A 21,787-nucleotide genomic window follows, 5' to 3' on the forward strand; every position below is an offset into this window, starting at 1 on the left:
GCGCACCACGGCCGCCGACGTCGGCGCCCCACCCGCGTCCAGGCCGGCGCGCCGGGCCGCGGCCAGCACCGCCTCGTCGCTGACCGTGGTCTCCAGATGTCCTGTGCCACCGAGCATCTCGGAATGGGCGGGCAGCGCGGCGATGGTGCCGGGGCCGCCGACCGGTGAGTGCACCCGCCCGTCGAGGGACAGCGCGAACCCGACGGTCTCCCTGGCGTAGACATACAGGCTGGTGGCGCCGGGCGCGGCGGCCGGCGGGCGGCCGCTGAGCAGCAGTTCGGCGCCGGCCATGGCCGCGACGTGGGAGGCCACCGACACCGGCAGCCCGAGCGCGTCGGCCAGCTCCGGGCCGACCGGGGCCTGCGACCAGCGCAGCCGGGGGTGGTCCAGCACACCGGTGTGGCCGTCGACAGCACCGCCGGCGGCCACCCCCACCCACAGCGGGCGGCGCCGGTGCCACCGGGCGAGGTAGCGGCGGGCGCTGGCCGCGAGCGTCGCGAGGGCCGCGTCCTGCCCGGCGCGCGGGGTGGGTGTCTCGACCGTGTCCAGCGTGCGCCCGAGAAGGTCCGTGGCCGTGATGCTGGTGGTGCTGGCCCCGATGTGGATGCCGAGGGTGAGGAACGGTTCGTGGTTCACCTCGACCGGGACGCGGGGCCGGCCGACGGCGCCGGATGCGGCCAGGTCGGCGCGTTCGCGCAGCAGGTCCGCGTCGAGCAGCGCAGTGACCTGGCGGTTGACGGTGGCGATGCTGAGCCCGGTGCGCCGGGCGATGGTGTCGCGGGCGATCGGTGTGCGGCCGCGCGCGGCGGCGAACACGGCGGCGGCCGCGGCGTCGGCCACCGCGAGGGGCGGAACGACGACGGAAAGGGCGCGTGAGTGGCGGGCGGACGCGACGGTCAGCGGCTTGTTGCCGGACGGACGCCGCACCGCGACAGGTGAAGCAGGGGTGGAGATGACGGCGGTACGCACGAGACATGTCCTTCGGAAGAGTCGGTGGCTGGCTGCTGGCCACACCTGCGACTCGACGGGACGGTCAATCCCTCGGTGGGGTCAGGCGCGGCGGAGGACGCGACAACAACAACAGTGCTGCGCGTCGAAGGCCTGACCGATTCCGGACACAGAGCGAACTTAGCATGGCAATTACAGTTGGGCCCATGACGACTCCACAAGCGGGCCGGCGCGTAGCGGTGGTCACCGGCGCCAGCGCCGGAATCGGTGAAGCGACAGCGAGAACCCTTGCCGCACAAGGGTTTCATGTGGTCTGCGTGGCTCGCCGGGCCGAGCGGGTGCAGGCGCTGGCCGCCGAGATCGACGGGACGGCGATTGTGGCGGACGTCACTGACAGCGCCGCGGTCACCGCGCTCGCCGACCGCCTCGACCGGGTGGACGTGCTGGTGAACAACGCCGGCGGCGCCCGCGGTCTGGAGCCGGTGGCCGATGCCGACGTCGAGAACTGGCGCTGGATGTGGGAGACCAACGTGCTGGGCACGCTGTACGTCACTCGGGCACTGCTGCCCAAGCTGATCGCCTCCGGCGACGGGCTGATCGTCACGGTCACCTCGATCGCCGCGGTGGAGATCTACGACAACGGGGCCGGTTACACCTCGGCCAAGCACGCCCAGGGGATCCTGCACCGCACGCTGCGCAGTGAACTGCTCGGGCAGCCCGTGCGGTTGACCGAGGTGGCGCCCGGCATGGTGCAGACCGACTTCTCGCTCAACCGGTTCGCCGGTGACGCCGAACGCGCCGACAAGGTCTACCAGGGTGTCACCCCGCTGGTGGCCGAGGACATCGCCGAGGTGATCGGATTCGTCGCCGGCCGGCCGTCGCACGTCGACCTGGATCTCATCGTGGTCCGCCCCCGGGATCAGGTCAGTGGAGCCAGTGGCTCCCGCTTCAACCGCCGCTGAAGCACTTGCCGGCGACGTGGACTAACCGCCCGGCCGTCCGTTCACCGGCTGCGGGGCGTTCGACGGAGTGACCGGGGCGGTGCTGGGCACCCCCGACGGCGGCTCGTCGCCGTTGAGCGCCGACATCGCCTTCCACTCCTCCCAGGGCACCGCCCAGTCCCAGATGTCGCCGTCGGCGTAGGACAGTTGAATGCGGGTGCCGGTGACCTCGACCGGATCGCCGTACATCGCGGTGTTGAAGTACTGCTGCGCGTCGGATTCCGACAGATTGATGCACCCGTTGGTGACGTTGCTGTTGCCCTGCGAACCCAGACTCGCCGGGTTGGCGTGGATGAACTCGCCGTTGTTGGAGATCCGCACCGCGAAGCGCTCCCGCACGTTGGCGTAACCGGCCGCCGGGTTGGTCATGTAGAAGTCCTCGTACTTCTCGGTGACCACGTGGATCCCGCTGCGGGTGACGTTGCGGTTTAGGTCGCCCTCTCCGTAGCTGCACGGGAAGTCCATGATCACCGCACCGGCCTGGTCGATCACCTGGATGCGGTGGCTGGACGCCTCGGCCTTGACCACCTGGCGGCGGCCGATGCTGAAGTCCAGCGACGAGTCGGCGGCGCCGTAGGCGTCCGCACCGAACTTCACGCCGTAGAGCTTGGCGTCGACCCGCACGGTGGTCCCCGGGGCGAAGTACTCGCGGCTGCGCCAGTGCAGCCGCGACCCGGCGGCCTCGTCGGGCAGCCACGCCCAGCTGCCCTCGGTGGGCGGGTTGGTGGTGACGGTCAACGCCTTCTCCACCGTCGCGCGGTCCGCCTCGTCGACCGAGGCGTCGAACTGCAGGATGATCGGCGCGGCCACACCGACGGTCTGCCCGTCGGCCAGCTGGTAACGCCCGTTGACCTGGACCGCGGGGTCCAGCGTGGTGAACTCCCCCTGCACCGGCACGGCTTTCCCGTCGGCGCCCACCGCCGAACCCGACCAGGTGTAGGTGACGCCGTAGCCGAGCGGCTCGCTGGTGGTGAAAGCGGTGCGCTCGCGGTTGAGCGCGCCGGCGACGGGCTTGCCGTCGGGGTTGATCAGCGCGATCTTCTGCAGCCAACCGTCGGACACCTCGACCCGCACGGGGGCGGTCGGCGCGACACCGGCGGCGGAGGTGGCCGGTTCGAACGTCAGCGACGCCGACGCGGGTGACTCGGCGGGGCTGGGCGCACCGCTGGTGGCGTTGCTGCAGGCGGCCAGAGCGCCGGGCGCGACGAATCCGACCGCCAGGGCGGTCAGCGCGCGCCGACGGTTGATCGGCGGCAGGTTCTCGGCAGCACTCACGTGTACCAAAGATACCTAGAGTGCGCACCCCACCAGGGTCGGCTCGGGGGTGAGTTCGATACCGAAGGCGGTGCGGACGCCGTCGCGCACCGCCCTGGCCAGCGCAATCACGTCCGCGGTGGTGGCTTCACCCCGATTGGTCACAGCGAGCGCATGTTTGGTCGACAACCGGGCCGGCGCGCCGTCGCCGGGGTAGCCCTTGCCGAACCCGGCGTGCTCCACCAGCCAGCCCGCGGCGAGTTTGACGTGGCCGTCACCGGCGGGATAGTTCGGGACCGGCCCGGCCGCCGCGGCGGCCACCCGCTCGTAATCGGCGCGCGCCACCACCGGGTTGGTGAAGAACGAGCCGACGCTCCAGGTGTCGCGGTCCGGGTCGTCGAGCACCATGCCCTTGCCGCCGCGCAGCGCCAGCACGGCCTCGCGCACGCGCAGCGGGTCGGCGCGGGTGCCGGGTTCGGCGTCGAGCGCGCGGGCCAGTTCGCCGTAGCGCAGCGGGGCGCTGCGGCCGTCGGTGTGCAACGCGAACTCGACTTCCAGCACGACGGCGTGCGCGGAGTGTTTGAGCACGCTGGTGCGGTACCCGAACGCCATGGCTTCGGCGGGCACCCACTCGTCGGCGCCGGTGCGGCGGTCGAGCAGCCGGACGCGGCGGATGGTGTCGGCCACCTCGGCGCCGTACGCGCCGACGTTCTGCACCGGCGTCGCACCGGCCGAGCCGGGAATGCCCGACAGACATTCCAGCCCGCCGAGCCCGTGCGCGAGCGCGGTGACCACCACGTCGTCCCAGTTGGCCCCGGCCTCGGCGCGCAGGACGCCGTCGCGCACCGTGATCTCGGTGTTGGCGATGCGGATGACGGTGAGGTCGGTGAGGTCGTCGGCGAGCACGACGTTGGACCCGCCGGCCAGGATCAGCGCGTCGCGGGTGGCCGGCGCCCGCAGCGCGGCGACGAGCTGCTCGGTGCTGGCGGCGGTGACGAGGGTGCGGGCGACCGGTCCGACGCGCAGCGTGGTCAGCGCCGCCAGCGCGACGTCGGATTCGACGATCGCGCCCGCCAATTCGTCGTCGCGGTTCATCCCCGGGTCGCTTCGCTCCTGCCCGCCGCCAGCCACGGGCCGTAACGGTAGCGTGGCCAGCTATGCCCCGTTCATTCGACTTGGCCGCCGAGTACGAGGGCACCGTCGACGACGTGCACCGCGCCTTCGCCGACGAGCAGTACTGGCTGGCCCGGCTGGCGGACTCCGGCGCCGACCACGCCACCCTCGACCAGATGACGGTCGACGCCGACGGCGGCATCGATGTGACGACCACCCAGATCCTGCGCGCCGACCGGCTCCCCGGCGTGGTCACGCAGTTCCACCGCGGCGACCTGTCGATCCAGCGCGAGGAGACGTGGAGTGCGGTGCGCGACGGCCGCGCCTCGGCGACCGTCACCGGCAGCATCCCCGGCGCACCGGTCTCGCTGACCGGCACCGCGGCGCTGGAACCGCGCGACGACGGCGGCGCCCGGCTGACGCTACGAGTGACCGTCGAGGTACGGGTGCCGCTGGTCGGCGGCAAGATCGAGAACTTCATCGGCACCGGCCTGGTCGACCTGATCATCGCCGAACAGCGGTTCACCACGGAGTGGATCACCGAGAACGCCTGACATCCGCGTACGGTAAGGCGTCATGGGCCGGCGGATGGAGTACACCGTCACGTTCACCGCGCCGGCCGCCCGGATCTATGACCAGTTCACCTCCGAGGAGTACTGGCAGGGCCTGACCGAGGCGTACCGGCGGCTCAATCCCCGCACCGAGCTGACGCTGTTCCGCTCCGACGAGCGCGGCACCGACATCGCCCTGCGGCAGGTGATGCCGCGCGACGATCTGCCGCCGGTGGCCCGCAAGGTGATGCCGGTGGACCTGGTGATCACTCGCGAACAGCATTTCGGCCCGTTCGACGACGCCGCGCAACACGCGGCAGGCACGTTCGCCGCCACCATGCCGCGCGCGCCGGGCCGGCTGGGCGGGCGCTACGGCCTGGCGGACACCGCCACCGGTTGCGCGCTGCGGGTGAGCAGCGAGTGCAAGGTGTCGATCCCGCTGGTCGGCGGCACCCTCGAGGACCTCGTGTTGACCAACATGCGCCACCTGTTCCATGGTGAGCGCGATTTCACCGCCGCCCGGGTCCACGGCCGCCGCTGACGCCGATGCCCGAGCCCACGCTGCGTTCGAGCCCCCCGATCGGCGTTCTGACCCGCGGTACCACCGGCTACAACCGGCTGCGGCGCAGCGACCGCTGGCTGGTGCATGCCGCGCGGGTGCGCACCGCGCTGCAGACCGCCGCCGACCCCGTCGTCGTCGACCTGGGGTTCGGCGCGCTGCCGGTGACCACGCTGGAGCTGGCGGCCCGGCTGCGCACCGTGCGCCCCGACGTGCGCGTCGTCGGTCTCGAGATCCACCCGGAACGGGTGGCCGCCGGCCGGGCCGCGGCGGCGGACGGGGTGGAGTTCGGGCTGGGCGGATTCGAATTGGCCGGGCTGCGGCCGGTGCTGGTCCGCGCGTTCAACGTGCTGAGGCAGTATCCGGTCGAGGCGGTGCCGGGCGCCTGGGCGGTGATGGCGGAGCGGCTGGCGCCCGGCGGGCTGATCATCGACGGCACCTGCGACGAACTGGGCCGCCGCTGCGCGTGGGTGCTGCTCGACGCCGCGGGGCCGCTCAGCCTGACGCTGGCGTGCGACCCGTTCGCCATCGACCGGCCCTCGGACCTGGCCGAGCGGCTGCCCAAGGTGCTGATCCACCACAACGTGCCCGGTCAGCCGATTCACGGGCTGCTCACCGCCGCGGACCGGGCGTGGGCCAGCGTCGCCGGGCACGGGGTGTTCGGCCCGCGGGTGCGCTGGCGCGCGATGCTGGAGTTGCTGCGCGCCGAGGGGGTTCCGGTGGAGCCGCCGCGACGGCGGATGCGCGACGGGGTGCTGTCCGTCCCGTGGGCGACGGTCGCGCCATAGGCCGGGGTCGCGCCGGCGGGCGCGCCATCAGGCCGGCGTCGCGCCCGTAGGCTGAGCGCATGCGGATCGCGTGTGCCCAGGTCACCACGGGGACCGATCCCGCGGCCAACCTCCGGATCGTCGAGGACTACACCCGCCGCGCGGCCGCCGCGGGCGCGGCGCTGGTGCTGTTCCCCGAGGCGACGATGTGCCGGTTCGGGGTGCCGCTCAAACCCGTCGCCGAACCGCTCGACGGGCCGTGGGCGACCGAGGTGCGCACAATCGCCGAGCGCGCCGGCATCACCGTCGTGGCCGGCATGTTCACCCCGTCGGGCGACGGCCGGGTGACCAACACGCTGCTCGCCACCGGCGGCGGGGTGGACGGCCACTACCACAAGATTCACCTCTACGACGCGTTCGGGTTCCGCGAATCCCGTACGGTCGCACCGGGTTCGGAGCCGACGCTGATCACCGTCGCCGGCGTCGACGTCGGGCTGACCACCTGTTATGACGTCCGGTTCCCGGAGCTCTATGTCGAGCTCGCGCGCCGGGGCGCCCGGCTCATCACCGTGCATGCGTCGTGGGGTGCCGGTCCCGGCAAACTCGACCAGTGGACGCTGCTGGCGCGTGCCCGCGCACTGGACACCACCGGCTTCGTCGCGGCCGTCGACCAGGCCTACCCCGGTGACGAAGTGGCGGCGTCCGGACCCACCGGGGTGGGCGGCAGCCTGATCGCGTCGGCCACCGGCGACGTGCTGGTCGCGGCGGGTGCGGAACCGCAGCTCCTGGTCGCCGATCTGGACCTCGACGCTGCGCGCGAGGTCAGGGAGACCGTCGCGGTGCTCGACAACCGCGCGGCCGTCGACAGTCCGCGTAGGGCAGAATCGCGGGCGTGACTGATCCCTGGGCCCGTCCGGCCAACCAGCCGCCGATCCCGCCGCCGCCTCCGCCGTCGGCCCCGCAGGGCCCTCCCCCGCCGTTCACCGGGCCGGGCGGCGAACCCCCGAAACAGGGCGGTTCGTTCCTGGCGAAGGTCCGGGACATGTTCAGCGATCCGCTGTCGATCGTGCTCGCCGTCGTCATCGTGGTGGCGCTCATCGCGGCCGGTCTGCTCGGCGGTGAGTTGTACGCGCGCAACCGCGCCGACGACGTGGTGTCGCGGGTGGTGTCGTGCGTGGTGCAGGATGAGGCCACCGCGTCGTTCGGGGCGCTGCCGCCGTTCCTGCTGCAGCACATGACCGGTCACTACACGAACATCAACATCGAGACGGCCGGCAACCAGATCCGCGACGCGAAGGGCATGAAGGTCGCCATCGACATCCGCGACGTCCGGCTCGAGGACACCGCGAACTCCGGCGGCTCGGTCGGCTCCCTGACCGCGAACATCACCTGGGCGTCCGACGGCATCAAGCAGACCGTGCAGGACGCGATCCCGCTGTTCGGCAGCTTCCTGACCGGCGTGTCCACCGACCCGTCGGCCGGCACGCTGGAACTCGACGGGGCGTTGGGCAGCATCACCGCCAAACCCCAGGTGGTCAACGGAGGCATCTCGCTGCAGGTCGTGCAGCTGACCGGGCTGGGCTTCACGCTGCCCCGCGAGGCCGTGCAGCCCGCGCTGGACGCGTTCACCGCCGAGCTGACCCAGAACTATCCGATGGACATCCGGGCGCAGAGCGTCGAGGTCACCGACACCGGTGTGTCCGCGGTGTTCGCCAGCCAGAACGGCGAGATCCCCAAGAGCGGCGAGGACCCCTGCTTCAACGAGTTGTGACGGGTCAGTCCAGCCCGTCCAGCACGGCGCGGGTCCCCGAGAGGCCGAGCCGGGTGGCGCCCGCGTCGAGCATCGCGACGGCATCGGCGGCGGTGCGGATACCGCCGCTGGCCTTCACCTCGAGTCCGGGCCGTACGGTCGCGGCCATGATCTCCACGGCCCGTACGGAGGCGCCGCCGTCGGGATGAAAGCCGGTCGAGGTCTTGACGAATTCGGCGCCGGCCTCGGCCGCGGCGTGGCACACCTCGACGAGGCGCTGTTCGCCGGCCCGCCCGAGCAGCGCGGCGGATTCGACGATGACCTTGAGCACCGCCCGGTCGGTGATCGCCGCGCGCACCGCGGCGATGTCGGCGCGCACGGCATCGACGTCCCCGGCGAGGGCGGCGCCGACGTCGATCACCATGTCGACCTCACCGGCACCGGCCGCCACGGCCAGCGCGGCCTCGTGCGCCTTGACCGACGAAACATGCTTACCGGACGGGAATCCCACGACGGTGGCGATCTCCAGGTCCAGTGTGCGGGCGGCGCGCACCGCGGCCAGCATGGACGGGGACACGCACACCGCGTAGACGCCGAGGTCCTCGGCGTCGGCCACCAGGGCCCGGACGTCGGCGTCGGTGGCTTCGGGTTTGAGCAGGGTGTGGTCGACGAGTTCGGCGACCTCGTCGCGGGTCCAGCGGCCCATCTAGAACGGCTCTTCGGTGCCGCCGGGGTTGCAGCCGGCCGCGAGCAGCTGGGCGACGTCGACCTGCGGGCGCCACGGTTCGAGGTTCCAGCTGGTCTTGCCGGGTTCGGCGAATTCCGCCCATTCCCAGTGGCAGTCGAACTGCGCGCGCAGCCCGGGCAGATCGGCGTCCGGGGAGGCCGCGAGCACCTCGGCCCAGGCGTGGTCGGCCTGGGCGGTGGTGCCGACCTGTCCCGCGGCCGCTCGGCCCGCGGCGGTCGGGTAGACCCGCAGGCTCGACAGGTCGCCCCATTTGGCCCACTCGACGTGGTCGACGTAGGGCGGCGGCGGTGCGGGTTGCGCGTTGGCCGCCGGGACGGCGAGACCCGTGGCCATGATCGGCAGGACGAGGGCCGCCGTCGCGGCGGCGGTGAGGGACAGTCGCACGGTTACCGGGACTTCCCCTGGATCTCGAGCAGCTTGGGGCGCACGTCGACCAGGTAGACACCGGCCGCGCAGGCGCAGATCGCGGCGCCGAACGCGTCGCGGAAGAGCAGCAGCAGGAGCACCCCGCCGCCGAGGATGGCCAGCCACACCGGCTTGGTCAGTTTCCCGGCCGCGGTGTAGGCGTCGGTGCGTTGCATCGCGGCGTGGACGAACGCGTAGACGCCGAAGACCAACACGATCAGTACGAGCCCCAGAATGATGAGGCCCGCAAGGTCGGCAAGTATCACCTCACCAGCCTATGCGGGCCTCATCGGATGCGTCGAATTACTTCTGGGTGACCTTCTTGGCCGGGGCCTTCTTGGCGGGCGCCTTCTTGGCGGCCGGGGCCTTCTTGGCCGGCGTCTTGGCGGGCGCCTTCTTCGCGGCTTCCTTCACCGGCTCGGCGGCGTCCTCGGTGCGCTTGGGCAGCTCCACGCCGACCAGCTTCGCGGCGCGCTCACCGACGGCGCGGGTCTGGGTGGCGACGTTGCCCAGGGCCTGCTCGGTCAGCTCGACGGCCTGGTCGGTGTAGCTCTCGACCCGGCTGGCGGCGTCGGCGACACCGGGCTGGCTGCGCAGCCGCTCCAGCGCGGCTTCACCGCGCTCGACCAGCTTGGCGTAGGTGCTCTGCGCGGCCTCGGCGTAGCCCTCGGCGGCCCGGCGCAGCTCCTCGGAGGTCAGCCGGTCGCGCAGCTCGCTGACCTGGACCGGCAGGTCCTCCTGCAGCTTGTTGATGCGGGCGCGGCTCTCCTCGACGCGGGTGTTGGCGTCGGTGCGGGCCTCCTCGGCGCGCTCGCGCAGGCTCGCGACGATCTCGTTCACGGTGGCCAGCGCCAGATCGGCGGCGCCGACGGCGGCGAGCAGCGGGGCCTTCAGGTCTTCGATGTCGAGCTGGGCGTTGTTGTCAGCCATGTCGGATGTCCTTTCCGGGATCTTGTGGTGTGGCGTTTTCCAGGGGGTTGTCGATCGGCTCGTCAGTCGGCGAACCCTCGTCCACTGCGTTGTCTGCGCTCTCCAAGGCCTCGTTCTGTTGCCGGAACGAGGTGTAGATGTCGAGCAGCACCTGCTTCTGCCGCTCCGTGATCGCCGCGTCGTTGACGATGGCGTCGCGGACCTCGCTGGGCTCGCTGGGTTCGAGGATCCCGGCTCGCACATAGAGCACTTCGGCGGAGACCCGCAACGCCTTGGCGATCTGACTGAGGACGTCGGCGGACGGTTTGCGCAATCCCCGCTCGATCTGGCTGAGGTAGGGATTACTGACGCCGGCCTTCTCGGCCAGTTGCCGTACGGACACCTGCGCTGCTTCCCGCTGGCTCCGGATGAAGCTTCCGATGTCCTGCGCAGCGTTGGTCACCACCGCGGCAAGGTTCTCGTCCTGCTGCATGAGTGGTCACCCCCTCGATATCGGGTATCCGATTAACGACAGGGTCCACCGTACGCCGCAGTGCTAACAATTGCAAGCACTCAGTTAGCGCAGGTCAGAAAAGTATTTGCGCGATCGAATAGATCGTCAAGCCGGCAAGCGCACCGACGACCGTCCCGTTGATCCGGATGAACTGCAGGTCACGGCCGACATGGAGTTCGATGCGGTCGCTGGCCTCCTCGGCGTCCCACCGCTCGATTGTGTCGGTGACGATCGTGGTGATCTCGGCGCCGTACTCGCCCACCACGTGCTGTGCGCCGCGGATGACCCAGCGGTCGACCTTGTCGCGCAGTTCGGCGTCGTCGCGCAAACTCTCCCCGATCCGCATGACCGAATCGGCGATACGCTCCCGCAACGCCGACGACGGGTCGTCGACCGATTCGAGGATGATGCGCTTGGCCGCGCTCCACGCCGTCTCGGCCGCCCGCGCCACCTCGTCGCGGGCCATGATCTGCTCCTTGACGTTCTCCGCGCGGGCGATCGTGGCCTCGTCGTTCTGCAGGTCGTCGGCGAACTCGAACAGGAACTTCGTCGCCGACCGGCGCAGTTCGTGGTCGGGGTTGCGGCGCACCTTGTCGGTGAAGTCCATCAGCTCGCGGTGGATGCGGTCGCCGACGAGGTGGTCCACCCAGCGCGGCGACCACTGCGGGGAGTCGCGTTCGATCACCCGCTCGATCACCTCGCCGGCGTTCAGCGACCACTCGAAGGCCCGGTCGGCCAGCAGCTGGATGAGCGCCTCCTGCCGGCCCTCGGCCAGCATCTGCGACAGCACCCGGCCCACCGGCGGACCCCACTGCGGCTCGGCGATGCGCTTGACGATCATCCGGTCGAGCACCTGCTGGACGTCCTCGTCGCGCAGCATCTCCACGAGCACCCGCAGCACCGTCGCGGTCTCCTTCGCGACGCGTTCGGCGTGCCCGCGGTCGGACAGCCACTTGCCCACCCGGGCGGCGACATCGGCGTCGCGCAGCTTGGTCTCGACGTTCTGCGGGGACAGGAAGTTCTCCCGGATGAATGCGCCCAGCCCCTCGCCGAGCTGGTCTTTCTTCCGTTTGATGATCGCGGTGTGCGGGATCGGGATACGCAGCGGATGACGGAACAGCGCCGTCACCGCGAACCAGTCGGCCAGCGCGCCGACCATGCCGGCCTCGGCCGCGGCGCGCACGTAACCCACCCACCCGGGCGCCCCCTGGGACTGGGCCCAGGTGCACACCAGAAAGATCACCGTGGCGCCGAGCAAAAAGCTCAGGGCCACCGCTTTCATGCGCCGCAGACCGCGGCGGCGTTCGGCGTCGGCGGCACTGTCCGCGCCCGCGAGGGCCTCGGCGAAGCTGGGCCGTGCTGCGTGCTCTGTGGATGCCACGAGTTCCATCATCCGCTATCGGTACGACCACACCGATCCGACGAGCCCGCAGCCTCCCGTCGGCCTTAGTATCGAGAGGTACTAGTGAATGGGACGACGGGGATAGTGGAAGAGCAGACCCCACCGGTGGCGGTCAAAACCGACGGACGCAAACGGCGCTGGCACCAGCACAAGGTCGAACGGCGCAATGAACTGGTCGACGGCACCCTGGAAGCGATCCGCCGTCAGGGCAGCAACGTCAGCATGGACGAGATCGCTGCGGAGATCGGCGTGTCCAAGACCGTGCTCTACCGCTACTTCGTGGACAAGAACGACCTCACCACCGCGGTGATGATGCGGTTCGCCCAGACCACTCTGATCCCCAACATGGCCGCGGCGCTGTCGGCGAATCTCGACGGGTACGACCTCACCCGCGAGGTGATCAAGGTCTACGTCGAGACGGTGGCCGCCGAGCCCGAGCCGTACCGCTTCGTGATGGCGAACAACTCGGCGAGCAAGAGCAAGGCGGTCGCCGACTCCGAGCAGATCATCGCCCGCATGCTCGCGGTGATGCTGCGGCGGCGGATGGCCGAGGCCGGGATGGACACCGGCGGTGTCGAGCCATGGGCGTATCACACGGTCGGCGGGGTCCAGCTGGCCACGCACTCGTGGATGTCACATCCGCGCATGACCGCCGAGGAGCTGATCGACTACTTGACGATGCTGTCGTGGAATGCGCTGTGCGGCATCGTGGAGGTGGGCGGGTCGCTCGAGAGATTCCGGTCGATGCCCCATCCGTCGCCGATCTTGCCGCCGCAACTGCTAGAACGTTGAGCATGGATTCGGATCTCCCGGCGCTGTGGTCGCACGAACCTCATGAACATCTGCGGTTCCGCCCCGGCGACAAGGTGGCCGACATCGACACCAGCGCGACCCCGGGCTTTCGCGGCCGCAAGGAGGACGCGCCGGCGCTGCACACCGAACGCGGCATCCGGCTCGGGGAGCTCCAGGAGAAGCTGTACGCCAACAGCCGCGCCGGCGACTCCCGCTCGGTGCTGCTGATCCTGCAGGGCATGGACACCGCCGGTAAGGGCGGAGTGGTCAAACACGTTGTGGGCGCGGCCAATCCGCAGGGCATCCGGTACGTCAGCTTCGGCAAGCCGACCGAGGAGGAGTTGGCGCACCACTACCTGTGGCGGATCCGCAACGCCCTGCCGCCGGCCGGGCACATCGGCGTCTTCGACCGGTCGCACTACGAAGACGTGCTGATCGTGCGGGTGCGCAACCTCGTGCCGCCGGAGGTGTGGGGCGCCCGCTACGACGAGATCAACGCCTTCGAACGCGAACTGGTCGACAGCGGGACCACGCTGGTGAAGGTCGCGATGTTCGTCTCGCTGCAGGAGCAGAAGAAGCGGCTGGCCGAACGGCTCGAGCGGCCCGAGAAGTACTGGAAGTACAACCCGGGCGACATCGACGAGCGGCTGCTGTGGCCGCAGTACGAGCAGGCGTATCAGGCCGTGCTGGACCGGACGTCCACCGACTACGCCCCCTGGTATGTCATCCCGTGCGACCGCAAGTGGTACAGCCGCCTGGCCATCACCGAACTGCTCATCGAGGCGCTCAAGGGGCTCAACATGTCCTGGCCGCCTGCCGATTTCGACGTCGAGGCGGAGCGCCGGCGGCTGGCGTCGGCCTGACCGCGCGCGCCGACTGCACGATTATGTACGCCCCCTCTCGGCGTTTACGTACACCAACCGTGCAGTCACCGCAGGTTATCCACAGGCAAGCGGTTACTGAAAGGCGTGCACCTCTCGGTGGCCCACCATCAGAAGCGTGTCCGCCACTCTGATCGTCGCTACGGAGTCCCTCGCGTCGGGTGAGCTGACGCGGCGCGACCTTCGCAGGCGATACACGATGGTGTATCGCAACGTCTACGCACGCCGTGGCGATACGCTGACGGCCGCAGACCGAGCGCGCGCCGCCTGGCTGTGGAGTGGCCGACGGGCGACGCTGACCGGCCACTGCGCGGCAGCCGTTCACGGCAGTCGGTGGATTCCCGATGAGGCACCGGTTGAGATCGCTCACTCGCGTCGACCCGCCGCAGCGGGAATGATCGCGAAAAGCAACGCCTTTCGCGACGACGAAGTGTGCACGGTGGACGGCATGCGGTGCACGACAGTGGCGCGAACAGCGTACGACCTCGGCCGGCGGCTTCCCGAGCAGATGGGCGTCATGCGCATCGACGCCCTGCTGAACGCCACCGGGGTGCCGCCGTCGTCGATCGCGGACATCACCGACCGATACGCCGGAGCGCGAGGCGTCCGGCGGGCCCGCCGAGCGTTGGCGCTTGTCGACGCGGGCGCGGAATCCCCGCAGGAGACGCGGCTGCGCCTCCTGCTCGTCCGCTCAGGTATGCCACGCCCGATCACGCAGATTCCGGTGGCCGACGACCGCGGACGGGTGCGCAGGCGCATCGACATGGGTTGGCCGGAGCTGAAGGTAGGCGTCGAATACGACGGTGAGCAACACTTCCTCAACCCGGAGGACTACGCAGCCGACATCGAGCGGCTCGAGTTCCTCGCCTCACGCGGCTGGCTGATCGTGCGCGTCAGTTCCACCCAGCTGCGGTACCGCAAAACGGAAGTGGTCGACCGGGTGCGCCGCGCGCGGGCACAACGGCTGCACGGTTGTTGACCCGCCTTCTCGACGTTCGCGTACAACAACCGTGCAGCGGGCGTCAGTATTTGTAGAAGCCCTGGCCCGACTTCTTGCCCAGCTGACCGGCCTCGACCATCCGCAACAGCAGCGGCGGCGGCGCGAAGTGCGAGTCCTTGAACTCCTCGTACATCGAGTCGGCGATCAGCTTCATGGTGTCCAGGCCGATCAGGTCGCTCAGCCGCAGCGGCCCCATCGGATGCGACAGCCCCGCGACGACGGCCTTGTCGACGTCCTCGATCGTCGCCACCCCCGCTTCGACCATCCGGATCGCCGACAGCAGGTACGGCACCAGCAGCGCGTTGACCACGAAGCCGGACCGGTCGCCGCAGCGCACCACCTGCTTACCCAGCACGTCACTGGCGAAGGCCGACGTCCGCTCCAGCGCGGACTCCGACGTCACCAGCGTGTTGACCAGCTCCACCAGCGGCAGCACCGGCACCGGGTTGAAGAAGTGCAGGCCGAGCACGCGCGACGGATTCTTCGTTGCCGCAGCGATTTTCATGATCGGGATGCTGGAGGTGTTCGACGCCAGCACCGCATCGGGATCGGTGATGATCTCGTCGAGCTGCGCGAAGATGCGACCCTTGACCGCTTCGTCCTCGATCACTGCCTCGATGACCAGCTGACGGTCCGCCAGCTCGGCCAGGTCGGTGGTGAAGCGAAGGTTCGCCAGCGCCTCGTCTCGTTCGCGCTCAGTGACTTTGCCCGAGCTCACCCCGCGCTCGAGCGACTTGGTGATCCGCGCCTTGCCTGCCGCGGTCAGCTCTTCGGTCGGCTCGTAGGCCAGCACCTCGACGCCCGCCCGGACCGACACCTCGGCGATGCCCGCGCCCATCTGGCCCGTGCCGACCACACCTACTCGTTCGATGGAATTGCTCACTGCCACTTCCTCATAGACGACGAGCGCACGGTTGTTGACACGTCTGGTCGACGTTTGCGTACAACAACCGTGCGCTCGGCAGTATTACTTCTTAGTGGAACTGACCCTCTTCGGTCGAGCCCGCGAGCGCGGTGGTCGACGAATTCGGATCCACGGTGGTGGCGATCCGGTCGAAGTAGCCGGCGCCGACCTCACGCTGGTGCTTGGTGGCGGTGTAACCCCGCTCCTCGGCGGCGAATTCGCGCTCCTGCAGCTCGACGTAGGCGCTCATCTGGTTGCGGGCGTAGCCGTAGGCCAGATCGAACATCGAGTAGTTGAGGGCGTGGAAGCCGGCCAGCGTGATGAACTGGAACTTGAAGCCCATCGCGCCGAGTTCCTTCTGGAACTTCGCGATGGTCGAGTCGTCGAGGTGCTTCTTCCAGTTGAACGACGGCGAGCAGTTGTAGCTCAGCATCTGATCCGGGAACTCGGCCTTGACGCCCTCGGCGAACTTGCGGGCCAGCTCGAGGTCCGGGGTGCCGGTCTCCATCCAGATCAGATCGGAGTACGGCGCGTAGGCCTTGGCGCGGGCGATGCACGGCTCCAGACCGTTCTTGACCCGGTAGAAGCCTTCCTTGGTCCGCTCACCGGTGATGAACGGCTGGTCGCGCTCGTCGACATCGGAGGTGATCAGCGTGGCGGCCTCGGCGTCGGTACGGGCGATGACGAGGGTGGGCACGTCAGCCACGTCGGCAGCCAGGCGGGCCGAGGTCAGAGTGCGGATGTGCTGCTGGGTGGGGATCAGCACCTTGCCACCGAGGTGGCCGCACTTCTTCTCCGAGGCCAGCTGGTCCTCCCAGTGCGATCCGGCGACACCGGCGGCGATCATCGCCTTCTGCAGCTCGTAGACGTTCAGCGCGCCACCGAAGCCGGCCTCGCCGTCGGCGACGATCGGGGCCAGCCAGTTCTCGACCGAGGTGTCGCCCTCGACCTTGGCGATCTGGTCGGCGCGCATGAGCGCGTTGTTGATGCGGCGCACGACCTGCGGCACCGAGTTGGCCGGGTAGAGGCTCTGGTCGGGGTAGGTGTGGCCGGACAGGTTGGCGTCACCGGCGACCTGCCACCCCGACAGGTAGATGGCCTTGAGGCCGGCGCGCACCTGCTGGACGGCCATGTTGCCGGTCAGCGCCCCGAGCGCGTTGACGTACTCGAGGTCGTGCAGCTGGTTCCACAGCACCTCGGCGCCGCGGCGGGCCAGCGTGTTCTCCTCGACGACGGAGCCCTGCAGCGCGACGACGTCCTCGGCGGAGTACTCGCGGGTGATGCCCTTCCACCGGGGGTTCGTGTCCCAGTCCTTCTTGATTTCCTCGGGGCTCTTCGGCTGGCCGACCGTCGACATCGGATCTCCTTCGTTGGCTGCGCTGCCGGTGCCGCCGGCTGAACCGACTTGTTAACACCTGAGCAACTTCACTGTTGTGCTAACCCGAGGATGCACCACGGCATAACCGCAGGTCCACCCGTTTCAGTAGCCAACTTTTGCCAACGACCCCCGTAAGCCTGCGAAGGTTGCGAAGGTCTCCCTCGCCTGAACCGGTTCAGACGTTACTTGCCGGTAACCGATTTGCGCTGGTCAGTACGGTCGTACTGTTAAACGTGACCGATTCAGAGCGCGAAGAGGCTGGCGACCGCTTTCGTCTCATCGCCGACCGCATATGTGAGCGTTGTAACAGTCCGGTCGACGAGATCCGGGCCGAACTTGTCGGTCGATCCGGCCGGATGGACGTGGCTGATGATCTCCAACTTGTCGCCGAGCGCCACCGCCGCGTCGTGTTCGATGGTCACCCGCAGCGGCGCCTCGAGCAGGTGCGGGGCGCTGTGGAGGTAGTCCTCGATCACCGACCAGTAGACGGAGTTGTTCATGTGGTCGAACAGGTCGATATCGGACACCCGCACCGGATACTCGCGGATCTGGTCGGCGTCCTCGCGGCCCTCCGCGGACAGGTAGGCCTTCCAGCGCAGCCGGTCGACCTCGGTGGTGCGGCGCAGGCCCGCGATGAAGTCGTCGGCGATGCGCGCCGGGCCCTGGGTCTCGCGGTTGATGTTGATCCAGAACGCCTCGGACTCCATCAGCCCGCCCTTGCGACCGTCGATGCGCACCCGCATCTCACACCAGCGGTTCGACGTGCCCGAGCACCAGCGCCGCAGCCGCAGCATGTCGTTGAACTCGATCGGCCGGATCAGGTCGATCATCGTGCGGCGGACGATCCACAGCGGGTGGGTCTCCTCGAAGCCCAGCTCGCGCAGGTGGTCCTGGCCGATGTCCTGGATGTGGCGGGTGGCGGCGTCGAAGCGCAGCCGGCCGGTGCGGTCGATGTCGGCGACGCGCAGCGGCCATCCGGTGTCGAACACGTCGGGGTGCGGATCCGGCACCGGCATCATGGTCTTCGCCAGGCCGCTGCCGCCCGCCACCTTGTTCGCGGTCACGTCGGAACCCTCCATCGTCGCTGCCTAGCGGAATCATGCCAGGCGCACCGATCGTGCCACAGCCGACGATCTGCCAAGGCTGCGAAGGCGGCCGTTCACAGCGGTGCTAGTCCCTCGGTACGCTGGTCACATGGCGAAGACCTTCGTCGGGTCGCGGATTCGGCAGCTGCGCAGTGAGCGCGGTTACAGCCAGGCCGCCCTGGCGCAGATGCTGGAGATCTCGCCGAGCTACCTGAACCAGATCGAACACGACGTGCGCCCGCTCACCGTGGCGGTGCTGCTGCGAATCACCGAGGTGTTCGGCGTCGACGCCACGTTCTTCGCCTCCCAGGACGACACGCGACTGGTGGCCGAACTGCGTGAGGTGGCCATGGACCGCGACATCGGCGTCGAGGTCGACCTGCCCGAGATCGCCGACATGGTCGCCGCGCACCCCACGCTGGCGCGCGCGATGGTCAACCTGCACCGCCGCTACCGGTTGACCACCACTCAGCTGGCAGCGGCCACCGAGGACCGTTACAGCGGCGCCGGCATGGGAGGCAGCGGCAGCGGCTCGATCACGATGCCGCATGAGGAAGTCCGCGACTACTTCTATCAGCGTCAGAACTATCTGCACGAACTCGACACCGCCGCCGAGGATCTCACAATCCGCATGCGCATGCACCGCGCCGAACTGGCCCGCGAGCTGTCCGACCGGTTGACGATGGTGCACGGCGTGCACATCGTGCGCCGTATCGACCTGGGCGACACCGTGCTGCACCGGTACGACCCGCAGACCAAGACGCTCGAGATCAGCGGCCACCTGTCGTCGGGGCAGACGGTGTTCAAGATGGCCACCGAACTGGCCTACCTCGAATTCGGGGCGCTGATCGACGAGATGGTCGACGAGGGCAAATTCACCAGCGACGAGTCCCGGACGCTGGCGCGGCTGGGCCTGGCCAACTACTTCGCCGCCGCCACCGTGCTGCCCTACCGCCAATTCCACGACGTCGCCGAGAATTTCCGCTACGACGTCGAACGGCTGTCGGCGTTCTACTCGGTCAGCTACGAGACCATCGCTCACCGGCTGTCCACCCTGCAGCGGCCGTCGATGCGGGGGGTGCCGCTGTCGTTCGTCCGCGTCGACCGTGCGGGGAACATGTCGAAACGGCAGTCCGCCACCGGCTTTCACTTCTCGTCCAGCGGTGGCACCTGCCCGCTGTGGAACGTGTACGAGACGTTCGCGAACCCGGGCAAGATCCTGGTACAGATCGCGCAGATGCCCGACGGCCGCCACTACATGTGGGTGGCGCGGACGGTGGAGCGCCGGGCGTCGCGGTACGGCCAGCCCGGGAAGACGTTCGCGATCGGGCTGGGGTGCGAACTGCGCCACGCCAACCGGCTGGTCTACTCCGAGGGCCTGGAGCTGTCCGGTGACAACGCGACGCCGATCGGCGCCGGCTGCCGGGTCTGCGAACGCGACAAGTGCCCGCAGCGGGCGTTTCCCGCGCTCGGCCGGGCACTGGACCTCGACGAGCACCGCTCCACGGTGTCGCCGTATCTGGTGAAGCGCTCGTGACGGCCCACCCGGCGGCGCCGCAACGCGAAATCGGTGTGCCACACTCGATCAGATGAGCGCGAGCCCTCGCATCCCCGCCACCCGAAGCCTGCGTGAACTCGGTCCGATCGGCTGGGTCGCCGCCCGGCTCGGAGCCCGGCAGATCCGGGCGCCCCGCTTCCACCTCTTCGACACGCTCGGCCAGCACCGGCTGCTGTTCCTGGCGTGGCTGCCCTACAGCGGGGTGCTGCTCGGCCCACTCGGCAAGCTGTCACGTCAGGACGCCGAAACGGTGATCCTGCGCGTGGGCCATCTGCGTGACTGCGAATACGAACTGCAGCAGCACCGCCGGCTGGCGCGCAGCCGCGGGCTCGGTCCCGAGCTGCAGGCCAGGATCTTCGAAGGCCCCGACGCCGAGGGCCTGACCGACCGGCAGCGGCTGCTGATCACCGCGACCGACGAGTTCGTCGTCACCCGCGGGGTGTCGTCACAGACCTGGCAGGCGCTGGCTCGTCATCTGACCAAGGTGCAGCTCATCGAGTTCTGCATGCTGGCCGCGCAGTACGACGGGCTGGCCGCGACGATCTCCACGCTGCAGGTGCCGCTGGACTTCCCGGACTGAGCGCCGCCCAGAGGGGGCTAGAGATACGTCACGCCGAGCACGATCAGCGAGAACAGCACGGGCAGCGCAGGCAGTCCCCACAGGAACGTCGCCCACACATGGGACTTGTGCTCGTACTTGCGCCACCCGAGATAGCCGGCCACCGCGGCGACCAGCAACGACGCCCCGGCGACCACCAGCACCCAGGTGCTGACGTCGCTGGTGTCGGTGGCCAGCGAGATCGCGATCAGCCACAGGATGTGGCCGATCACCAGCCCGCCGACCCCGGCGACGATCTCGTTTCTCAAAAGTTGATCATGTGGCCGACGAGTCCGTGGAAGCACTCCTGCAGGGCCTCGGACAGCGTCGGGTGGGTGTGCACGTTGCGCGCGAGTTCGTTGGCGGTCAGATCCCACTTCTGCGCCAGCGTCAGCTCGGGCAGCAGTTCGGAGACGTCGTGGCCGATGAGGTGGCCGCCGATCAGCTCGCCGTACTTCTTGTCGGCGATCAGCTTGACGAAGCCGGCGGGCGCGCCCATGCCGTGGGCCTTGCCGTTCGCCGTGAACGGGAACTTCGCCACCACGACGTCGTAGCCCTCGTCGCGGGCCTGCTCCTCGGTGAGCCCGAAACTGGCCACCTGCGGCTGGCAGAACGTGGCGCGCGGCATCATGCGGTAGTCGCCCAGCGGCAGCGTCTCGGCGCCCGCGATGGTCTCGGCCGCGACCACACCCATCGCCTCGGCGACGTGGGCGAGCTGCAGCTTGCCGGTCACATCACCGATCGCGTAGATGTGCGGCTTGTTGGTGCGCATGTAGTCGTCGATCGCGATGCCGCCACGGTCGGTGAGCTCGACACCGGCCTTCTTGAGGTCGTAGCCGTCGACGTTGGGCACGAAGCCGATGGCCTGCATGACCTTGTCGGCCTTGAGCTCCTCGGACTTGCCGTCCTTGCTGACGGTGACGATCACCGAGCCGTCAGCCCCTTCGTCACGGATGGACTCCACCTTGGTGCCGGTGAGGATCTTGACGCCCAGCTTCTTGAACTGCTTCTCGATCTCCTTGGAGACCTCGGCGTCCTCGTTGGGCAACGCGCGGGGCAGGAACTCGACGATCGTCACGTCGACGCCGTAGTTCTTCATCACGTAGGCGAACTCCATGCCGATCGCGCCGGCGCCCGCGATGACGATCGAGCCCGGCAGCTCGCGCTCCATGATCTGCTCTTCGTAGGTGATCACGTTCTCCGACATCGACGTGCCCGGCACCAACTTGGTGTGCGCGCCGGTCGCGATGATGACGTTGTCGAACGTGACTTCCTCGGTACCGCCGTCGTTCAGGTCGACCGAGAGCGTGTGGTCGTCGGTGAACCGGCCGTACCCGTGGATCTCGGTGATCTTGTTCTTCTTCATCAGGAAGTGCACACCCGCCACGCGGCCCTCGGCGACCTTGCGGCTGCGGTCGAACGCGGCGCCGTAGTCGAAGCTGGCCTCACCGCTGATGCCGAAGGTCTTGGCTTCCTTGGTGAAGATGTGGGCCAGCTCGGCGTTGCGCAGCAGCGCCTTGGACGGGATGCAACCGACGTTGAGGCACACGCCGCCCCAGTACTTGGGCTCGACGATGGCGGTGTTCAGCCCGAGTTGGGCAGCGCGAATGGCCGCGACGTATCCGCCGGGGCCGGCTCCGAGAACGACGACGTCATAGTGGGTCACGCCC

At 69.2% G+C, this 21,787-nt stretch carries 25 protein-coding genes; 11 read left to right on the top strand and 14 right to left on the bottom strand.

The annotated features are described in order from the left end of the window. Positions 1 to 969 (bottom strand): ROK family protein (locus tag E4P42_RS24795; protein WP_135129062.1); only part of this gene is annotated, 969 nt, incomplete at its 3' end. Positions 970 to 1,154: 185 nt separating this feature from the next. Here E4P42_RS24795 and E4P42_RS24800 point away from each other — a divergent pair. Beyond that, positions 1,155 to 1,910 carry an SDR family oxidoreductase gene (locus E4P42_RS24800; RefSeq protein WP_135129063.1) on the top strand — a complete coding sequence of 252 codons (756 nt, stop codon included), beginning with the start codon at positions 1,155 to 1,157 and terminating at the stop codon, positions 1,908 to 1,910. A 21-nt stretch (positions 1,911 to 1,931) separates the two neighbouring features. On the opposite strand, the gene E4P42_RS24805 is transcribed toward E4P42_RS24800, so the two are convergent. Continuing rightward, on the bottom strand, positions 1,932 to 3,224 hold the full coding sequence (locus E4P42_RS24805) for an Ig-like domain-containing protein (RefSeq protein WP_135129065.1): 1,293 nt from the start codon (positions 3,222 to 3,224) through the stop codon (positions 1,932 to 1,934). Positions 3,225 to 3,239: 15 nt separating this feature from the next. Next, positions 3,240 to 4,298 carry a UDP-N-acetylmuramate dehydrogenase gene (locus E4P42_RS24810; RefSeq protein WP_135129118.1) on the bottom strand — a complete coding sequence of 353 codons (1,059 nt, stop codon included), beginning with the start codon at positions 4,296 to 4,298 and terminating at the stop codon, positions 3,240 to 3,242. 62 nt (positions 4,299 to 4,360) lie between these two features. Between E4P42_RS24810 and E4P42_RS24815 the strand changes: the two genes are divergently transcribed. From E4P42_RS24815 to E4P42_RS24835, 5 genes are read left to right on the top strand one after another with little or no spacing between them, the layout of a single operon-like run. Then, complete coding sequence (locus E4P42_RS24815; protein WP_135129067.1) at positions 4,361 to 4,870, top strand: DUF2505 domain-containing protein; 510 nt, start codon at positions 4,361 to 4,363, stop codon at positions 4,868 to 4,870. A gap of 22 nt (positions 4,871 to 4,892) precedes the next feature. After that, entirely contained in the window at positions 4,893 to 5,408 is a 516-nt protein-coding gene (locus tag E4P42_RS24820) for a DUF2505 domain-containing protein (RefSeq protein WP_245234216.1), read from the top strand. 5 nt (positions 5,409 to 5,413) lie between these two features. Beyond that, a complete protein-coding gene (locus E4P42_RS24825) occupies positions 5,414 to 6,214 on the top strand; it encodes a class I SAM-dependent methyltransferase (RefSeq protein ID WP_209305866.1) in 801 nt (266 codons plus the stop codon). A 59-nt stretch (positions 6,215 to 6,273) separates the two neighbouring features. Continuing rightward, positions 6,274 to 7,089, top strand: coding sequence for a carbon-nitrogen hydrolase family protein (locus E4P42_RS24830; RefSeq protein ID WP_135129069.1), 816 nt, complete (start codon positions 6,274 to 6,276; stop codon positions 7,087 to 7,089). Further along, the gene (locus tag E4P42_RS24835; protein WP_135129071.1) at positions 7,086 to 7,964 is read left to right on the top strand and encodes a DUF2993 domain-containing protein; all 879 of its coding nucleotides are present in this window, start codon (positions 7,086 to 7,088) and stop codon (positions 7,962 to 7,964) included. Before E4P42_RS24830 ends, E4P42_RS24835 begins: the two co-directional genes overlap by 4 nt. Positions 7,965 to 7,968: 4 nt before the next feature. Here the strand turns inward: E4P42_RS24835 and deoC are convergent, their stop codons facing one another. The 6 genes from deoC to E4P42_RS24865 form a co-directional block, all read right to left on the bottom strand. Beyond that, positions 7,969 to 8,649 (bottom strand): deoxyribose-phosphate aldolase, encoded by a 681-nt coding sequence (gene deoC, locus E4P42_RS24840; protein WP_135129073.1) that lies wholly within the window; start codon positions 8,647 to 8,649, stop codon positions 7,969 to 7,971. Next, positions 8,650 to 9,024 (bottom strand): DUF2599 domain-containing protein, encoded by a 375-nt coding sequence (locus E4P42_RS24845; protein ID WP_209305868.1) that lies wholly within the window; start codon positions 9,022 to 9,024, stop codon positions 8,650 to 8,652. It abuts the gene before it with no gap. 53 nt (positions 9,025 to 9,077) lie between these two features. Next, positions 9,078 to 9,362: a DUF2516 family protein gene (locus E4P42_RS24850; protein WP_135129077.1), complete on the bottom strand. Its 285-nt coding sequence runs from the start codon at positions 9,360 to 9,362 to the stop codon at positions 9,078 to 9,080. A gap of 37 nt (positions 9,363 to 9,399) precedes the next feature. After that, entirely contained in the window at positions 9,400 to 10,026 is a 627-nt protein-coding gene (locus E4P42_RS27750; protein ID WP_135129079.1) for a heparin-binding hemagglutinin, read from the bottom strand. Continuing rightward, on the bottom strand, positions 10,019 to 10,498 hold the full coding sequence (locus E4P42_RS24860) for a helix-turn-helix domain-containing protein (protein ID WP_135129081.1): 480 nt from the start codon (positions 10,496 to 10,498) through the stop codon (positions 10,019 to 10,021). Before E4P42_RS24860 ends, E4P42_RS27750 begins: the two co-directional genes overlap by 8 nt. Positions 10,499 to 10,592: 94 nt before the next feature. Then, positions 10,593 to 11,912 carry a DUF445 domain-containing protein gene (locus E4P42_RS24865; RefSeq protein ID WP_135129083.1) on the bottom strand — a complete coding sequence of 440 codons (1,320 nt, stop codon included), beginning with the start codon at positions 11,910 to 11,912 and terminating at the stop codon, positions 10,593 to 10,595. Positions 11,913 to 12,005: 93 nt separating this feature from the next. Between E4P42_RS24865 and E4P42_RS24870 the strand changes: the two genes are divergently transcribed. The 3 genes from E4P42_RS24870 (at position 12,006) to E4P42_RS24880 (ending at position 14,573) form a co-directional block, all read left to right on the top strand. Next, the gene (locus E4P42_RS24870) at positions 12,006 to 12,713 is read left to right on the top strand and encodes a TetR/AcrR family transcriptional regulator (protein WP_135129085.1); all 708 of its coding nucleotides are present in this window, start codon (positions 12,006 to 12,008) and stop codon (positions 12,711 to 12,713) included. 2 nt (positions 12,714 to 12,715) lie between these two features. Further along, positions 12,716 to 13,576 (top strand): polyphosphate kinase 2 family protein, encoded by an 861-nt coding sequence (locus tag E4P42_RS24875; protein WP_135129087.1) that lies wholly within the window; start codon positions 12,716 to 12,718, stop codon positions 13,574 to 13,576. A gap of 136 nt (positions 13,577 to 13,712) precedes the next feature. Beyond that, positions 13,713 to 14,573 (top strand): endonuclease domain-containing protein, encoded by an 861-nt coding sequence (locus E4P42_RS24880; RefSeq protein WP_135129089.1) that lies wholly within the window; start codon positions 13,713 to 13,715, stop codon positions 14,571 to 14,573. Between the two features lie 43 nt (positions 14,574 to 14,616). On the opposite strand, the gene E4P42_RS24885 is transcribed toward E4P42_RS24880, so the two are convergent. The 3 genes from E4P42_RS24885 to E4P42_RS24895 form a co-directional block, all read right to left on the bottom strand. Further along, the gene (locus E4P42_RS24885; RefSeq protein ID WP_135129091.1) at positions 14,617 to 15,477 is read right to left on the bottom strand and encodes a 3-hydroxybutyryl-CoA dehydrogenase; all 861 of its coding nucleotides are present in this window, start codon (positions 15,475 to 15,477) and stop codon (positions 14,617 to 14,619) included. 91 nt (positions 15,478 to 15,568) lie between these two features. Then, a complete protein-coding gene (gene aceA / locus E4P42_RS24890) occupies positions 15,569 to 16,855 on the bottom strand; it encodes an isocitrate lyase (RefSeq protein WP_135129093.1) in 1,287 nt (428 codons plus the stop codon). Positions 16,856 to 17,118: 263 nt separating this feature from the next. Further along, positions 17,119 to 17,895 carry an acyl-[acyl-carrier-protein] thioesterase gene (locus E4P42_RS24895; protein ID WP_245234218.1) on the bottom strand — a complete coding sequence of 259 codons (777 nt, stop codon included), beginning with the start codon at positions 17,893 to 17,895 and terminating at the stop codon, positions 17,119 to 17,121. A gap of 175 nt (positions 17,896 to 18,070) precedes the next feature. On the opposite strand from E4P42_RS24895, the gene ramB reads away from it, so the two are divergent. Both ramB and E4P42_RS24905 read left to right on the top strand, forming a co-directional pair. After that, positions 18,071 to 19,498: an acetate metabolism transcriptional regulator RamB gene (ramB, locus tag E4P42_RS24900; RefSeq protein ID WP_135129096.1), complete on the top strand. Its 1,428-nt coding sequence runs from the start codon at positions 18,071 to 18,073 to the stop codon at positions 19,496 to 19,498. Positions 19,499 to 19,550: 52 nt separating this feature from the next. Further along, positions 19,551 to 20,099 carry a carboxymuconolactone decarboxylase family protein gene (locus E4P42_RS24905; RefSeq protein WP_135129098.1) on the top strand — a complete coding sequence of 183 codons (549 nt, stop codon included), beginning with the start codon at positions 19,551 to 19,553 and terminating at the stop codon, positions 20,097 to 20,099. Positions 20,100 to 20,116: 17 nt separating this feature from the next. Here E4P42_RS24905 and E4P42_RS24910 read toward each other — a convergent pair whose 3' ends face one another. Both E4P42_RS24910 and lpdA read right to left on the bottom strand, forming a co-directional pair. Beyond that, positions 20,117 to 20,386: a hypothetical protein gene (locus tag E4P42_RS24910; protein WP_135129100.1), complete on the bottom strand. Its 270-nt coding sequence runs from the start codon at positions 20,384 to 20,386 to the stop codon at positions 20,117 to 20,119. Further along, a complete protein-coding gene (gene lpdA / locus E4P42_RS24915; protein ID WP_135129102.1) occupies positions 20,383 to 21,783 on the bottom strand; it encodes a dihydrolipoyl dehydrogenase in 1,401 nt (466 codons plus the stop codon). The genes E4P42_RS24910 and lpdA overlap by 4 nt, the downstream gene beginning before the upstream one ends. Positions 21,784 to 21,787: the final 4 nt, after the last annotated feature.

Origin of the sequence: Mycobacterium sp. PS03-16 (assembly GCF_004570325.1) — a bacterium.
Classification (GTDB): domain Bacteria; phylum Actinomycetota; class Actinomycetes; order Mycobacteriales; family Mycobacteriaceae; genus Mycobacterium.